Raw genomic sequence first — 16,252 nt, 5'->3', positions numbered from 1 at the left:
CAGTATTGATCAATCCAGCCTGCTGCGCTGTTGCATGGGCGTGATCCCAAAGGTCGCACGATAGACACGCGAGAAATGACCGGCACTTTCGAACCCGCAGGCAAAGGCGACCTCGGTCACTGAGGACTCGGTCTGCAAAAGCAGATTACGAGCCCGCTCTAGGCGCAATTCCATGAAGTATTTTTTGGGCGAAGTGTTCAGGAATTTTCCGAACAGGCGTTCGAGTTGTCGTGTCGAAATGCCGATATCGGCGGCAATGACTGATGGCGACAGCGGGCTTTGGATGTTTTCGGTCATGATGTTGATCGCCTTGGCCAAATGCGCATTGCGCATCCCGTTGCGTGATTGCAGCGAGACGCGCTGATCAGCGGTGGCATTACGCACGGCGTTATAGACCATCTGATCGGCAACGGCGACGGACATGTCGTGGCCGTGATCCCGTTCGATCAGGTGCAGCATCAGATCGGCAGTAGCCGTGCCGCCCGATGCGGTCATGTGTTTTTCGTCAGCGACAAAAACGCTGCGAACCAAGTTGATTTCGGGAAAAGCCTCCATAAAGGAATCGTGATATTCCCAGTGAATTGCAGCCTGCATACCGTCCAGAAACCCGGCTTCGGCCAGCAGCCAGGCACCAGAACACAGTGCGCCGATATTGGTCCCACGCGCGCGTTCACGGCGCAATGTCGCCAGCAGCGGCTTCGTGACATGATTGCGCATATGGATGCCCGATAGAACAAACAGCTGATCGCATTTGGGCACGGACTGCAATCCGCCATGTACCAGAGTTATCGATCCGTTGGAGCAAACCGCCTGCTCTCCGTGCTCTGACCGAAAGGACCATTGGTAGAGCTCTTCACCCGCCACCCAATTGGCAATGCGCAACGGTTCGACCGCGCATGAGAAGGCGAGGTGCGAGAATTCCTCGACCAGTATGAAAGTGAAGTGTTGCGGTTTGTGCATGGGGTGGACCGGAATCAGGGCGTTTCTGAATGTATCGGCATGCTGCACGAAAACTAACTGTATACAACATGTATTTTTATGAGATACCACGATACGCATACGCGAATCGAAAACGGCAATGGAAGGCGTGGGATGAAGGGCGAGCACAGATCACCGAAAGAGGCGCTGGCCGAACATCTCAAGATGTCGGTTCTGACCTTGCGCCTGAGCCCCGGAGAGGATCTGGACGAGGCGCAGCTGTCGCAGGCCTTTGGCCTGTCGCGCACGCCGTTGCGCGAAGTGTTCCGGCAGTTGGCTGGTGAGGGGTACCTGGATTTGCGCACCCATCGTGGGGCTCGAGTGTCCGAGATGTCTCATACCACGTTGCGCGATTTCTTTCTGGTTGCGCCGATGATCTATGGCGCGGTGCTGCGTCTGGCCGCGGCCAATGCGACGGCTGATCAGATTGATCAGTTGAAAGAGGCGCAGAATACGTTTCGGCAGGCCTTGCGTACAGGCTCGGCTGAGGAGCGGACGCTGGCCAATACCCGGTTTCACGAAGTGACCGGAGAGATGGCGGGGAATGTCTATTTATCCCCATCGTTCAACCGGTTGCTGATCGACCATGCGCGGATCGGTATGACATTTTATCGCCCGCAGACCGCACGAATGGCCGAGAACTTGTCGGAGGCGAGCGACCAGCATGACGCCATCATCGCCGCCATCGAGGCGGGCGATGAGGCGGCTGCTGCGCAGCTTGCCGACGACCATTGGACCCTGTCACGCGATCAGATTGAGCTGTTCGTGATGCCTGAGGGTTTGGATTTTCCGCTGGGGCAGGTCCCCGGCAAGACATCTGCATGAGGGACACATGACTCCGATCTTCAGATTCGAGGGTATCTACACGCCGGTGGTGACACCCTACGCGGCGGATGGCAGTGTGAATTGGGACGCGCTGGCCGAGGTGATCGACTATCTGGTCGAACAGGGTGTGCACGGGTTGATCTCGGGTGGATCGACCGGTGAGAACTATGCCCAGACCGTCGAAGAACGGCTGCAACTGGCGCAGTTTACGCATGAACAGCTGAAGGGGCGGGTGCCTCTGGTTGTGGGAACGGGGGCGATGCTGACCGGCGACTCAGTAGCTTTGGCCTCAGGCGCGCGAGACTTAGGCGCAGATGCGATCCTGTTGGCCAGCCCTCCGTATTCGGTGCCGACAGACCGTGAGAATGCGCTGAACGCTCTGGCTATCGACAAGGCGGCTGATCTGCCGGTGATGCTGTACAACTATCCGCACAGGACCGGCACGATGATGGGGGAAGAGTTCCTGGATCGTGTGGGCCGCAGCCGGAATTTCTGCGGCATCAAGGAAAGCTCGGGCGATATCAACCGGGTACACCTACTGGCGCGGGATTATCCGCATATTCAGCTGGGCTGCGGCATGGATGATCAGGCGCTGGAGTTTTTCGCCTGGGGAGCGCCGTTCTGGGTCTGCGGCGGATCGAACTTTCTGCCCGCCGAGCATGTGGCGCTGTATCAGGCTTGTGTGATCGAGGGCGACTTTGCCAAAGGCCGTCGCATTATGAGCGCGCTGATGCCGCTGATGCGGGTGCTGGAGCAAGGCGGCAAGTTCATCCAGACGATCAAGCATGGCGTCACCATGAACGGGATCGATGCTGGGATGGTCAGGTCGCCCCTTAAAGGCCTGAACAAAGATGACAAACGCGCGCTGGAACAGGTGACGCGCATTCTAAAACGCAAAATCGCAGATATCGTGGCGGAGGATTGAGGCATGAGCTTGCTGACGAAAGATGAATACGAATCCATCGCTGCGCATCAGGATTTGCCGACGGGCGCGTTCATTGATGGCGGCTATCGCCCGGCAATCTCGGGACAGGTGTTCGAGACCGTGAACCCCGCCACTGGCGCGCTGCTGACCAGTATTGCAGCCTGCGGTGTCGAGGATGTGGATTTTGCCGTTGAAAAGGCGCGTGAAGCGTTTGATGATGGGCGTTGGTCAAAGATGCACCCATCGGATCGCAAGGACGTTCTGATCCGCCTGTGCAAGCTGATCACCCGCAACGCGCGGGAACTGGCGGTGATGGAGAGCATCGATAGCGGCAAGACCATCTATGACTGCGAAACCGTGGATGTGCCCGAGACGATCCACTGTCTGAAGTGGCATGCCGAGGCGATCGATAAGATTTATGATCAGGTTTCACCGGCCAGTGATGACCACATCGCCATGGTCGTGCGTGAACCCATCGGGGTGGTCGGGTTGGTGCTGCCTTGGAACTTCCCCTTGTTGATGCTGGCATGGAAGATCGGGCCAGCGTTGGCGGCGGGCTGTTCCGTTGTGGTGAAGCCTGCGACCGAGACTTCTCTGACCGCGTTAAAGGTGGCGGAGCTGGCGTCTGAAGCCGGGTTGCCGCGCGGTGTGCTGAATGTGGTGCCCGGTGGTGGTGCCGAGGTGGGCGAACCCATCGGGCGGCATATGGACATCGACATGGTGTCCTTCACCGGCTCGACCGTGACGGGAAAGAAGTTCCTGAGCTATTCCGCCGAAAGCAACGCCAAGGAAGTGGTGCTTGAGATGGGCGGCAAGAACCCGGCCATCGTGATGGACGATGCGGAAAATCTAGATCGGGTGGCGGCGCATGTCGTCAATGGAGCGTTCTGGAACATGGGCGAGAATTGCTCGGCTTCGTCGCGGCTGATCGTACATAAGGACGTGAAGGCAGAGTTGTTGGAGCGTATTGCCCATCACGCCAAACATTGGAACGTGGGCGAACCTCTGGACCCGGAAACCCGAATGGGTGCGCTGGTCAGTGAAGGCCACTACAACAAGGTTTGCGGCTATCTGGAGCAGGCCGAAAACGTGCTGATAGGCGGCAAGGCGGAGAAGGGTTTTGTCGAAGCCACGGTGGTCGAAGTGCCCGGAAACGATGCCACGCTGGCGCGCGAGGAAATCTTTGGCCCGGTCTTGTCGGTGATCGAAGTCTCTGGCTTTGACGAGGCGATTAGCATTGCCAATGACACTGAGTATGGCCTGTGTGCGTCGATCTTCATGGCCAACGCCAAACGCGCCATCCGGGGCGCACGGGCGATCCGGGCGGGAACCGTCACGGTCAACAGCTTTGGCGAAGGCGACATCACCACACCCTTTGGAGGCTATAAGCAATCCGGGTTTGGTGGCCGGGATAACTCGGTCCATGCGCATGATCAGTATACCCAGCTGAAAACCATCTGGATTGATCTGACTGATGACGAAGATGAGGCGGTGGATTGACGAGCTACGCAGCCAAACGGTTGCCCCAGCAGACCGGCGCGGCGGGATGGAATGCGATCCTGCCGCCGCAGCAATCGCTGCCCCGGCTTGAGCAAGACCAGACCGCCGATGTGACCATCATCGGCGGTGGTTTTGCCGGGCTGACGGCGGCCCGGCGACTGCATCAACTTGATCCGAGTCTGAAGGTTGTCGTGCTGGAGGCCGGGCGATTTGCCGAAGGCTCGGCCGGGCGGAACTCGGGTTTCATGATCGATCTGCCGCATGATCTGGCTTCGGACAATTATGCAAGCGATGGGTTGGAGGCGGACCGAGCCACGATCGCGCTGAACCGTCAGGCCATATCCTTTGCATCGGAGGTGGCAGAAGAGTGTGATCTGTCGCTTGAGTCGTTCGACCCCTGTGGCAAGATCAATGCTGCTGCGACGGCGGCTGGAGACCGGCACAACGCCGATTACGCCGCGCATCTGGCGCGCTTGGGTGAGCCTTACGAGCTGTATGACGTGCATCAGATGCAGGCGCTGACGGGCAGTCTGCATTACACTTCGGGTCTGTTTGCGCCGGGAACGGTGATGATTCAGCCCGCTGCTTACGTCCGTGCCCTGTCCGCGTACCTTGCAGGACAGATTGGGGTGTTTGAGAATTCACCCGTGACAGGGTTCAGTAAGATGGGCAGTGGCTGGGAGGTCGAAACCGAAAAGACGCGGGTGTCGACCGGGCGCATTGTCTTGGCCAATAATGGGCACATCGAAAGTTTCGGTTTTTATCAACGGCGATTGATGCATATCTGCCTTTATGCATCGATAACAGAGCCGCTAAGCCAAGCGCAGATTGCCACGCTGGGCGGGCAGCCGCGTTGGTCGGTGACACCTGCGGATCCAATGGGCACTTCGGTCCGGCGGGTTTCGGGCAGCTATGGGGATCGTATTCTGATCCGGACCTGTTCCAGCTTTCATCCTGAAATTCACAGTAACGAGAGCCATTTGAAGCGGGCAGGCAAAGTGCATGACCGTAAGTTTCAGGAGCGGTTTCCGAAATTGTCCGATGTGGGGATGGAACATCGCTGGGCCGGGATGCTGTGCCTCAGCCGCAATGGCTCGGCGGCCTTTGGCGAAGTCGATCAGGGGGTTTTTGCCGCGTGTTGTCAGAACGGTCTGGGCATTGCGCGCGGCACTTTGCAGGGAATGGGTGCGGCAGAGCTTGTGCTGCAGAAAGAATCCGAGATTGCCGATCATTTTCTGGCGCAGCCGATGCCACCACGGTTGCCGCCCGAGCCCTTCGCATCCATCGGTGCCAATGCGTATATGCGCTGGAAAGAGTGGCGATCCGGGGCTGAATAGCTCTGGGACCAATTATGGCAGGCTGAGTTTCGCCATCCGCCCACCATCGACTGTATAGACTTGACCGGTGACAAAACCGGCCTCATCTGCGGCCAAGAAGGCTACCAGTGCGGCCACTTCTTGGGGATCACCTGTCCGGCCAACCGGGTGAATGCGGGCGATATCCCGGCGGAACGCGGCGGGGTCGTCCATGCTGTCGATGAAATCGAGGTTGAGATCGGTGTCGATCCAGCCCGGTGCCACCGCATTACAGCGGATGCCCTCTGCGCCATGGTCGACGGCAACCGCGCGGGTCAGCCCGTGCAGCCCGGCTTTTGAGGCGCAATAGGCGGTATGACCGGGATTGCTGCCAAACCCCTCAATCGAGCCGATATTGACGATGCTCCCCTTAGTCTTGCGCAGGTGAGGTAGAGCGGCCTTAATCAGCAAGAACGGGGCGGTTAAGTTGACAGTCAGGTTACGTTGCCAGTCGACCAATGACATGTCGTCGATCGATGCCTCTTGCATCATCCCTGCGTTATTGACCAACACATCAAGCTGGCCTGCATCGAACACGACCTGCTCGATGATCTGTGCGGGGCTGTCGGGGTCTGAAAAATCCGCATGGAAGGAGGGGAAGTCGTCGTCTTGCCCACGTTGAGCGGTGTAGACATCGGCCCCTTCGTCGCGCAGACGCTGGGCGATGGCGCGCCCGATACCGCTGCGTCCGCCGGTCACGAGAGCGGTTTTTCCGGAGAATCTGTTCATTGCACCGGCTTGCCTCCGTTCACTTCAACCAACGCACCGCACATGTACCGCGCGGCGTCCGAGGCCAGAAACAGGATCACGTCCGCGATATCCTCGGGTTCGGCAATCCGGCCCAACGGCACTGATTTTCCAAGCTCGGCAACAGCACTATCGGGATCGAACCCGCGTTTGGCAAAGCCCGAGCGCAGCATCGGTGTGTTCACCTCGTTGGGGCAAACGGCGTTAATGCGGATGCCTTGATGCGCGTGATCCTGCCCCATGCATTGTGTGAGACTGGCAATGGCCGCTTTGGTCATGCAGTAGATCGCATGATCCGGGCCGGGTCGGAGGCCCCAGCAGGACGCGGTGTTCACGATTGCTCCGCCACCTGCCGCGGCCATGATTGGAATGGCGGCACGGCAGATGCGGAACGGTGCCTCTACATTCACGCCCAACGACAGGGCCCAATCCTCATCCGAAGTCTCGGTCACTGCCCCGCGCGTGATGACGCCCGCGTTGTTGACCACAATATCAAGACTGCCCAGAGCATCTGCGGTCTTTGCGGGCAGTGCGTCGGCATAGCTCGTGTCAAGAAGATCACCGGGGAAATGCGCTTCTGCTTCGATCCCCTCCAGCGAGCGGTCTGCCACCGCCACTTGCGCGCCCGCTGCGCGCAGGCGCTGCACGAGAGAGGCTCCGATACCCCCGGCGGCACCGGTCACCAGGGCTGTTTTTCCTGTGAAATCCATGTCTGCCTCCAATCAGAAGGATGCGACTGGCGCGCCAAATCGGCTTTCGTCAGGTGATACGCCGAGCCCCGGTGCGGAGGGAACGCGGATATGCCCGCCCTCAATCCGGATCCCGTTTTCGGGATCGTAATTGCCTTCGATATAGGGTGCAGCGAGCCATACACCTTCGAGCAATTCGGTCTTCACCGTAGCACCGATATGGGTGCAGGCCGCTGCGATAATGTCGCCGCCCCAGCTATCGTCACAGGTATGGGGCAGGTTGCGGGCCTCGCACAGATCGCGGAAGGCGCGCATCGGGTGCAGGCCGCCTATACGGGTGACCTTCATGCCGAACCCGTCCACCAGCCCGGTGCCCGCCGCGGTAATGACGGTGTTCAGGCTGGTGCTGTTTTCATCCATGTAGATCGCGTGACCAACCTGTGGCCGGATTTTCTGCAGATCTTCGATCGTGTTGCAGGGCTGCTCCATGATGAAGGGAATGTCGGGACATTCGCGGCTGACACGCAGCGCGTCGCGCGTTGTCCAGCCACGGTTGCCATCCACGGCAAGGCGCATGCCCGAGCCGCTGATTACCTCCCAAACTTTGCGGATGGTTTCGATATCCAGTTCGACCGGGCGACCGCCGACCTTGATCTGCAGGCGAGGATAGCCCTCGGACTGCTTATCCGCAGCCAACCGGGCGATGTCATCCGGTGCGCCCACGCCGGTTGCGTAATACGAGGGCACTTTGTCGGTTACAGCACCTCCCAGTAGGGTCGATACACTTACACCGTAGTGTTTGCCCAACAGATCGTGCGCCGCTAAATCAATTGCCGCTTTGGCGTAGTTATGACCGTTCAAAAGGCCGTCCATTTGGCGATGCAAGCCAAGCGGCGAGACCTCAGCGCCCAGCAGATCTGGTGCCATTTGCGCTAGCGCGGCCCGTGCGCCTGCCGCATGTGCTTCGGCATAGGTGGGACCGACCGGACAGGTCTCGCCCCATCCGACTAGACCATTATCAGCAACCAGTTTGACCAGAGTTGTATCCAGAGCCCAGACCTGGGCGCGGGCCATGGTGTATGGGCCATTTTTCACCGGTAGATCATGGCCGTAGATGTAGATTTCAGAAATTCTCACGTTTTGTGTTTCCCGATGTCTCTGAATGGAAAAGACCCGCCCAATAGTTCGGGCGGGTGAGTTTCAGGGGAGTGTATCTCAGTATGTTTGATTCAACTCATCGGCTGCTGGAATTTCTCGTTCACGCCGTGCGATGTAGTCCAGCAGCTCTTCGTTCTTTGCGATATCGAGCGTCGGTTCTTGGTACTCAGCCAACAGCTTGCGGGCGTGTTTGAGGGCGCGTTCGGTGATTTCGACACAGCCCTCGGCCTGCCATTGCTCGATCGAGTTATTGTCGAACATATCGGGCATGAAGAACGCGCTTTGGAAATTGTCCTGCGTGTGGGGGTGCCCCAGATAGTGCCCGCCGGGGCCGATATCACCAACGGCGGAAACCGCCTGATCGAAATCGTGCCATTTTGGGCCCTCGGCCATGCGATAGGCCATGGCGCATTGTTCCGCGTCGACGATGAACTTCGCGGTCGAGCAGTGCATCCCGGCTTCGTTCCAGCCTGCCGAATGCCAGATATAGTTCGCCCCTGCATGGATCACCGCCTGAAGAGTGGTCGCGGATTCATACCCCGCCTGTGCGTCAAAGGTTTTTGCCCCACCCAGCGTGTTCGAAGTGCGCCATGGTACGTCATAGTATCGGGCCATCTGTCCGATCATGAAGTTCATCAGGCTGATCTCAGGCGTGCCGGCCATCGGTGCACCAGATTTCATCGAGACAGTCGACAGGTAATGCCCGTAAATCGCAGGTGCGCCATTGCGGATCACCTGCGTATAGGCCAACGCGCTGAGTGCTTCAGCGTTCAGCTGCGCCACGGTGGCGGGTACACTGGCAGGCGTGTTGGCCCCGCCTAGAACGAAGGGCGAGCACAGCACGGGCTGCTTACGGCGACAGAATGCCCGCATCGCGCCCAACATGGTTTCATCCCAGACCAGCGGGGAGTTGCCGTTGCAGTTGCCGGTGGTGACAGGGTGATCCTCAAGGAACTCCTCGCCAAACAGGATCGCGCACATCTCCATGACATCTTCGGCATTCTTGGGACTGGTGGTCATGCCCATGAAGGTCTTGTCCGAGTGTTTCATCGACGAATAGGTGATCCGCAGATGTCGCTGGCTGATCGGGTGGTCATAGGGTTCGACTATATGATGGGCCGACGAATGAAGCGCGGGTAACATGTGGCTGAGCTTGTGGAACATCGCAAGATCGTCCAGCGTCGGGTTGCGGCGCACATCGTCTAGATCGCGCAGGAACGGCGCGCCGGTCATCGGTACAAAAATCGAGTGTTTGCCACCAAGTCGAACGTTCTTTTTCGGATCGCGCGCGTGGTAGGTGAAGTCTGACGGGATGGTCGTGATCAACTCGCGCACCAGACCGCGATCCAGATAGACCAGTTCACCTTCAACTTTGGCACCGGCCTTTTTCCAGTCTTCCAGCGCGATGGAGTCGCGGAACTGGACACCCACGTTTTCCAGAATTTCCATCGATGCCGCATCGATGCGTTCAACCTGAGTTCCGTCCATCACTTCGCAGAGCGGTAAGCCATGGGTCAGCCCGGGTAGCATCTCGAAATTTGGAGCGGTGCGGATGGCGCGACGGGCAGAGCGCCCTCCGGTACGTGTGGCAGTGGCAGTTCTGGTCATATGGTGCCTCCTTCCGGTTCAGAGTGGAACGGAAAGGGTGGGGCTCACATGCAGGAATGCGAAAGTCTGTTGCGAAATACGACGCCGGGAGTCGTCAATAATGCGGCAATCCGAAGAAGGTTATTGATGTTGGTATTGTTGTCTCAGGTTTGACAATCTCATGACCAATTAAGCATTGGCATTTTCCGACGCTTGGGCTGCATTATCCAAATTCGTTTCGCAGGTTGACGTTCATCGATTTCAGATGATTTCTTTTTTGAGGGCTTGCATACTTAAATAGTGTTGTTGGCCGAGTGGATTATGCATGTTGCGCAGACTTCTAAAGATATTGATAATTTCATTTGCCGCAGTGTTGATGGCTTTGGTTGTGTTTGTCCTGGTCGTCGTCGAGGACGCTCCACTAGTCGAAGCAGGAGCACCACCTTCTCCTAAAGATGTGACAGAAGCGCGTGAATTCGTACGAGGCCTGAGGTCCGCTATTCAGCCAAACTTATCTGAAACGGCTTCATTCACTACGAACGAGGATCAACTCAATAGTGTCTTAAAGCTAGGAGGGCGCTTCGTTCCCGGATTTCGCGGCGAACTCAGTGTTGATGGTAAGAGCGTTTATGGAATTGCCTCAGTCCCGGTTCCGTACACTAACAAATGGATGAACCTGCGCGCATCTGTACCTGAATTTGAAGGCCCATTTGTGCTTTCAAGCGTTCAACTAGGGCCCGTCACAGTCCCTCCAAGTCTCGCAATTAGCGTCGCGCGAATAGGCGGTAATGTAATTGTGGGAGAGCAGTTCGGTAATATCGTTCTGAACGTCGCGGATAGCATGCATATTCATGATGGCAACGTGGCCTTCCGTCTGACGATGAACGAAATGGGTAGTAACGGATTAATGCGAGGGATTTTTGGGAGCTTGCGTGGTTCCGACATGCCCGGTTCAGGAGACATTGACCGCTATTATTTGAAGTTTCGTTCAGCAATGGATCTCGGCGAACTGCCGACAAGCGGAAGTTACCTGCCCTACTTGCTTTTTATGCTAGAGGCCGCTCACGAAGGAAGCCAATCCGAGGGTGTGGCGAACGCCTACACGTCCGCGATTATCGCCCTTACACTGATTTGTGGCGCGAAAGATTTTACCTTGATTGTTGGTGGTATGATCGGAAGTGAATTTGCTGAGGACAATAACTGGAAAGCTGATTGTGGTGAATTGACTCTGAATGGGCGCATTGACAGTCGCCGACACTTCACAACTGCCGCCGCGTTGCAAGCTGCAAGCAACCGTGGCTTTGCCGTATCAGTAGGAGAATTCAAGGAGCTCTACGATACCGTTAAGTCCGGAGGTTTCGACTTCACTGACTTGGCGGCGAATAATTCTGGAATTCGGATGTCGAACAAATTTATGTCTACACCAGCCCCTGATTGGGCTGAACTCATACGTGTGATCCGGTCGGAAAATGATGTCATTATTGGATTCGAAGATATCCCCCAGATCATGTCTGAAGAAGATTTCAAGAATAACTACAAAGATGTCGAGAGCATCGAGTATCTTAAAATGCTGAATCTGATCGAGGCTCGGATCGATGAACTCGCATTGCATAGACGCGGTAATCGCATCGATTGAACGTCAATCACCTTTGGTGGACTTAGACGCAAGGAAATGCCCAGTCCGAACTCAAAGCGCACCTCTGACAGTCGGGCGCTAATAAATTTCAGATCGAATTGTTCGATCCGAAATAACAGCTGCAAATCGATGGAAGCCCAAAGGTGGCCGTTTACCTAGATCAACCCAGTTTCACCACCGTTCCACTTTTTTCTGCACTTTGTATGATCGGCGTTGGCAGCACCGACGCGGTGACCATCAGGCCCGCATCTGCCACCTTGCGGGCAACCGGTACAATCTGGCTCTAGGTGAACAACCCTGATTGCAAAGATAGCATCTTGTTCGATGATGGTACGATATTCTCAGCCCATTAAGGTGCGTAGATGCCGTCAAAGATTCAGCGTTATCACTCTTGTTTCTTTTGATTAAACTCCAGCGCCATCTCATCGAGAATGCCAAAAGCCACCGGATAAAAACTTTCGAATAATTCGATCACCGCAGCTTCCTCCGCCGGATGATGTTTTCCGTCAGAGTCTGTTAGTCGGCCCATACGAAATACAATTTCGGTGCCTTCTTCAGTCGGGACCAATTCATAAGTCTCAATATTCGTAAGACCTTCGATGGAGGAGTTGTGCAGAATGTCGGTTACATATTCGAATGGCTGCCAGTCGACGATCAGCATCTGAAAATGTGCGGCTTCATGAATGCAGTGCAAGCGAACGCCGACCGATGTGCGCGATGCATCTCCTTCGCGGTAGGCGTCCTTCAACATCATCCAGCGCATCTTCAGCTGGGGATCTGTAAGCATTTCCCAAGCCACTCCCGGGGGTGCGTTCAGCATGTGCCGAGTTGTGAATACTGCATCTTCGTCTGTAATGCGGACAGGTCCGGCGACTTCACGGTATCGATGCCAGGCTGCAGCAAGGTCGTAGACCCGCATGGGTACGTCGCCAAAGTGCTCGAACTGAGCGCTGTATTGCATGAGATCAGACTCGATGCCCATTGCCTCGAACGCGTCTTCTGAGAACAGCGCGTAGCTGAGGATACCTGTATCCTCTTTCACATCGGTTTTCGCCATCCGATGCACGAGTATGACGTCAGCACCGGAAATATCTTTCATCGGGCCAATCGAAAGCTCTTCAAATTTCCCGTGATGCGCAAGGATCTTCAGATCGAGATCAGCAACATTGCGACATGCATTGCAGGGACAAGTTGTGTTCTGCACAATGTTCCGACGGCGTTCGGCAAACGCCCGATAAAGGCTTTCACAGATGTTGAGGAAAGTTTCACCTGAAGGGAACGGTCCACTCGAATAAGCGAGAACGGCGTCACCCTCGAGGCCTCGCAACTTCATCGGGTCTTTCAGTTCCATCACAATTGCCTCAAGCAAAGAATGGATGATTGGGTTGGCATGCTCCAACTCAGACCGGGTCAAGTATCCTGTGTAACCGGTGATATCGGCGATTAGCAGGTAACCTGTCTGAACAGACACAATCACAATATCCCTAATTTCGAGCGTCAATACTCATGGTAGACTTTGAAACTATTTCGGGCAACGCAGTTCACAAACAAGAGCTGAACGACCAGAAATGGCACAGCCTGATAGCAGTTTCTGACAATTGATCTTCTCTTTCGAACCTAAAGCGATCTTCGTCGGGTGAATGCAAAAAAATTGCAGATCGAGTTACTCGATCTGCAACATTTTCTTCAAAGGACAAATGCGTGATAGCAGTTCTTTGACTGGATTAACCAAGTTTCACCAGCGCGTGGCGCTTCTTACCTGCGCTCAATTTGATGGGCGATGACAGTGCGCCTACGTCGATCATTAGGCCTGCGTCAGTCAGCGGGGCATCGTCCAGCTTTGCGCCGTTTTCGGCGATCAGGCGTTTGGCCTCTTTGCCGGATTTGGCGAGGCCGGATTTGACGATCAACTGAACGATGGACATGCCGTCACCCAGTTCCGAAGCGCTGAGGGTCAGGGTCGGGAGGTCTCCGCCAACGCCGCCTTTTTCGAACACTTCGCGCGCGGTTGCCTCGGCCGTTGCCGCAGCTTCGGCACCGTGAAGCAGGGTGGTGATTTCGTTTGCAAGGCGCACTTTTGCCTCGTTGATCTCGGATCCCGCGAGCGCGCCCATGCGGTCGCATTCGTCTACCGGAAGCTCGGTAAAGATTTTCAGGAACCGGCCCACATCAGCGTCGGTGGTGTTCCGCCAGAACTGCCAGAATTCGTAGGGCGACAGCATATCGCCGTTTAGCCACACGGCACCGCCCTGCGACTTGCCCATTTTACGGCCATCGCTTGTGGTCAGCAGAGGCGTGGTCAGGCCATAGATTTCGTGATCCAGGACGCGGCGGGTCAAGTCGATGCCGTTCACGATGTTGCCCCACTGGTCCGAGCCGCCCATCTGCAAAACGCAGTTGTACCGGCGGTTCAATTCGAGAAAATCATAGGCCTGCAGGATCATGTAGTTGAATTCGAGGAACGACAGCGATTGCTCGCGATCCAGGCGCGATTTCACGGATTCAAAGCTCAGCATCCGATTGACCGAGAAATGCCGTCCGATATCGCGCAGGAAATCGAGGTAGTTCAGGCTGTCCAGCCATTCGGCATTGTTCAGCATCAGCGCGCCGGTCTCGCTGTCATCATAGGACAGGTATTTCGAGAACACCTGTTTCATGCCCGCGATGTTGGCGTCGATTTGTTCGGGGCCCAGCAATGGGCGTTCGTCCGAGCGGAATGACGGATCACCCACTTTCGTAGTGCCGCCACCCATCAGGGTGATCGGTTTGTGACCGGTCTTTTGCAGCCAGCGCAACACCATGATGTTCATCAAGTGACCCACATGCAGAGACTGCGCCGTGGCGTCATAGCCGATATATGCCGTCTGCACCCCAGAGATCAGCGCGTCGTCAAGGCCCTGATAATCGGTGCAGTCGGCGAGAAAGCCGCGCTCGATCATCGTGGCGATGAAATCCGATTTGGGGTGGTAGGTCATATCGTGCCCTCGGGGTTACTACTGCGGAGCACTGTATAGGCGGCGTCAGAGGCAAGGAAAAGGCACCATTTCCAAGAAAAGTGCCGCTCGCGCCTGATGTGTCTTGCCTTGGCTTGGCGTTACCGTGCAGGTTGTGCCCAGAACCCGGCGAACGGGTGTTTGAACGGAACAATGAGGTCGATGTGGGCAGGGTCATCAGCAAATCGGGAGCGATCAGATCGTTAGGTGCCATGTCAGGAACCTCTCTGGACGGTGTCGACGCGGCAGTGATCGAAACCGATGGGCAGGAAATTTTTGATTTTGGACCAATTGCCTACCGGGCGTATTCAGAGGAAGAGCGTGAGACCTTGCGCTCAGCGCTCGGGCAGTGGCATGGCTCCAAAGTCGATACTGCAGCTGAATTGGTAACTCGCGCGCATGCCGAGGTTCTGTCTGAATTCGAAGAAGTTGACCTGATCGGCTTCCACGGCCAAACGCTGGCGCATGAACCACGTGGGCGTGGGACTTTGCAGGTGGGTGACGGTTTGGGCCTGTCGCAGGCCCTTGGATTACCAGTGGTTTGGGACTTTCGCAGCGACGATGTGGCGCTGGGCGGCGAAGGGGCACCGTTGGCACCGTTCTTTCACTTTGCCTGCGCCAAGTGGATTGGGGCGCAAGAGCCGATGTGTTTCCTCAACCTGGGAGGTGTGGGAAACCTGACTTATGTCGATCCGTCATTTGATGGACCTGAAGCACCTGGGGCGTTGCTGGCTTTCGATACCGGGCCAGCCAATGCGCCGGTAGATGACCTGATGCAGGCGCGATTGGGCCTGCCGATGGACCAGGATGGCGAGCTGGCGCGTGGTGGGACGGTCGAAACCGGTGCGCTGGAGCTGTTTCTGGCCGAACCTTTCTTTAATCGTATGCCACCCAAGTCGCTGGATCGGAATGACTTCTCGGAAATGATCGATCTGGTGAAAGAACTGAACGATGCAGATGCGGTCGCCACGTTGACGGGCATGAGTGCAGCAGGTGTTGTGCAGGGAATGGAGCATTGTCCCAAGCCACCTTCGCGCATTCTGGTGACGGGGGGTGGCCGCAAGAACCCGGTGTTGATGGAAATGCTGCGCGTATCGCTGGATTGCCCAGTAGGGCCGGTTGAGGCGGTTGGTCTGGACGGCGATATGCTTGAAGCCCAAGCATTTGCCTATCTTGCGGTTCGGGTAGCGCGGGGCTTACCGACATCTGGTCCGGGTACAACCGGGGTTAGTGCATTGGTTGGAGGCGGCGTCGTGTCGTCGCCAGCGCGGGGTGAGGTGGTTGGCGGGTAGGGGGTTCTGCCCCCGGTCGCTGCGCTTCCTCCCCCGGGATATTTTGAGCCAGATAAAGAAGCGGATACCTTTGGGATGTAATCCTGTGGGTCCAGTGATTATTATTTTGCGGGAATATCGAAGTCGGGTTCTGCGAGCTCGAAACCTTCAAACTCAAAGCCTGGGGATACCGTGCAACTGACCAATGTGTAAGCTCCGGTGCTGCGCGCTGCTTGCCAATACCCCTTGGGAACAATCAGCTGGGGTGCGCCGTTGGCCAAGTCCGGGGTGAGCGTGTAAGCGATTGCCGGACCCGCATCGGTTGCGCTGATCGACAAGGTCAACGGTGCGCCTGAATGGTAGAGCCAGATCTCGGTCGCGTCGACTTTGTGCCAATGGCTGCTTTGATCTTCGGTCAGCAGAAAGTAGATGCAGGTACCGGTGGCACGGCCGGAATTGTCGGCCCGCCAGGTTTCTTTGAACCAACCTCCTTCGGGGTGCGGTTGCAGATCAAGGTGATTGATGATGTCTTGTGGGTTCATGGCGGCCTCGGGTTCGATTGCGCTGATTATGCACGGCGTCGCATGA

General features: G+C 56.6%; 14 protein-coding genes. 6 read left to right on the top strand and 8 right to left on the bottom strand.

Annotation, left to right across the window (positions count from 1 at the left end; genetic code table 11):
- Positions 1-9 precede the first annotated feature (9 nt).
- A complete protein-coding gene (locus G7G_RS0108805; protein ID WP_010440542.1) occupies positions 10-960 on the bottom strand; it encodes a GlxA family transcriptional regulator in 951 nt (316 codons plus the stop codon).
- 78 nt (positions 961-1,038) lie between these two features.
- Here G7G_RS0108805 and G7G_RS0108800 point away from each other — a divergent pair, with 78 nt between their 5' ends.
- Genes G7G_RS0108800 through G7G_RS0108785 form a run of 4 tightly spaced genes read left to right on the top strand, consistent with a single transcriptional unit; the run spans position 1,039 to position 5,565 of the window.
- Positions 1,039-1,803: a GntR family transcriptional regulator gene (locus G7G_RS0108800; protein WP_238528773.1), complete on the top strand. Its 765-nt coding sequence runs from the start codon at positions 1,039-1,041 to the stop codon at positions 1,801-1,803.
- Positions 1,804-1,810: 7 nt separating this feature from the next.
- Positions 1,811-2,728 (top strand): dihydrodipicolinate synthase family protein, encoded by a 918-nt coding sequence (locus tag G7G_RS0108795; protein ID WP_010440537.1) that lies wholly within the window; start codon positions 1,811-1,813, stop codon positions 2,726-2,728.
- A 3-nt stretch (positions 2,729-2,731) separates the two neighbouring features.
- Complete coding sequence (locus G7G_RS0108790) at positions 2,732-4,228, top strand: aldehyde dehydrogenase (protein ID WP_010440535.1); 1,497 nt, start codon at positions 2,732-2,734, stop codon at positions 4,226-4,228.
- Complete coding sequence (locus G7G_RS0108785) at positions 4,225-5,565, top strand: NAD(P)/FAD-dependent oxidoreductase (protein ID WP_010440531.1); 1,341 nt, start codon at positions 4,225-4,227, stop codon at positions 5,563-5,565. Before G7G_RS0108790 ends, G7G_RS0108785 begins: the two co-directional genes overlap by 4 nt.
- A gap of 12 nt (positions 5,566-5,577) precedes the next feature.
- Here G7G_RS0108785 and G7G_RS0108780 read toward each other — a convergent pair whose 3' ends face one another.
- The 4 genes from G7G_RS0108780 to G7G_RS0108765 form a co-directional block, all read right to left on the bottom strand.
- Positions 5,578-6,312: an SDR family NAD(P)-dependent oxidoreductase gene (locus tag G7G_RS0108780; protein WP_010440528.1), complete on the bottom strand. Its 735-nt coding sequence runs from the start codon at positions 6,310-6,312 to the stop codon at positions 5,578-5,580.
- On the bottom strand, positions 6,309-7,040 hold the full coding sequence (locus G7G_RS0108775) for an SDR family NAD(P)-dependent oxidoreductase (RefSeq protein ID WP_010440523.1): 732 nt from the start codon (positions 7,038-7,040) through the stop codon (positions 6,309-6,311). The genes G7G_RS0108780 and G7G_RS0108775 overlap by 4 nt, the downstream gene beginning before the upstream one ends.
- Positions 7,041-7,052: 12 nt before the next feature.
- Positions 7,053-8,156: a mandelate racemase/muconate lactonizing enzyme family protein gene (locus G7G_RS0108770; protein WP_010440520.1), complete on the bottom strand. Its 1,104-nt coding sequence runs from the start codon at positions 8,154-8,156 to the stop codon at positions 7,053-7,055.
- Between the two features lie 78 nt (positions 8,157-8,234).
- Positions 8,235-9,785 carry a trimethylamine methyltransferase family protein gene (locus tag G7G_RS0108765; protein ID WP_010440517.1) on the bottom strand — a complete coding sequence of 517 codons (1,551 nt, stop codon included), beginning with the start codon at positions 9,783-9,785 and terminating at the stop codon, positions 8,235-8,237.
- A 304-nt stretch (positions 9,786-10,089) separates the two neighbouring features.
- Between G7G_RS0108765 and G7G_RS0108760 the strand changes: the two genes are divergently transcribed.
- The gene (locus G7G_RS0108760) at positions 10,090-11,400 is read left to right on the top strand and encodes a YfiM family lipoprotein (protein WP_010440515.1); all 1,311 of its coding nucleotides are present in this window, start codon (positions 10,090-10,092) and stop codon (positions 11,398-11,400) included.
- Positions 11,401-11,785: 385 nt separating this feature from the next.
- On the opposite strand, the gene G7G_RS23680 is transcribed toward G7G_RS0108760, so the two are convergent.
- Both G7G_RS23680 and tyrS read right to left on the bottom strand, forming a co-directional pair.
- Positions 11,786-12,871 carry a DUF2652 domain-containing protein gene (locus tag G7G_RS23680; RefSeq protein ID WP_139056598.1) on the bottom strand — a complete coding sequence of 362 codons (1,086 nt, stop codon included), beginning with the start codon at positions 12,869-12,871 and terminating at the stop codon, positions 11,786-11,788.
- Positions 12,872-13,124: 253 nt separating this feature from the next.
- Positions 13,125-14,375: a tyrosine--tRNA ligase gene (tyrS, locus tag G7G_RS0108750; protein WP_010440507.1), complete on the bottom strand. Its 1,251-nt coding sequence runs from the start codon at positions 14,373-14,375 to the stop codon at positions 13,125-13,127.
- 230 nt (positions 14,376-14,605) lie between these two features.
- Here tyrS and G7G_RS0108745 point away from each other — a divergent pair, with 230 nt between their 5' ends.
- The gene (locus G7G_RS0108745) at positions 14,606-15,685 is read left to right on the top strand and encodes an anhydro-N-acetylmuramic acid kinase (RefSeq protein WP_238528772.1); all 1,080 of its coding nucleotides are present in this window, start codon (positions 14,606-14,608) and stop codon (positions 15,683-15,685) included.
- 101 nt (positions 15,686-15,786) lie between these two features.
- On the opposite strand, the gene G7G_RS0108740 is transcribed toward G7G_RS0108745, so the two are convergent.
- Positions 15,787-16,206 (bottom strand): cupin domain-containing protein, encoded by a 420-nt coding sequence (locus G7G_RS0108740; protein ID WP_010440502.1) that lies wholly within the window; start codon positions 16,204-16,206, stop codon positions 15,787-15,789.
- Positions 16,207-16,252 lie beyond the last annotated feature (46 nt).

The organism is Ruegeria conchae (genome assembly GCF_000192475.1).
GTDB lineage: Bacteria > Pseudomonadota > Alphaproteobacteria > Rhodobacterales > Rhodobacteraceae > Ruegeria > Ruegeria conchae.
Note: the sequence above shows the minus strand (reverse complement) of the source record. Positions and strands in the feature narration are given on the sequence as shown.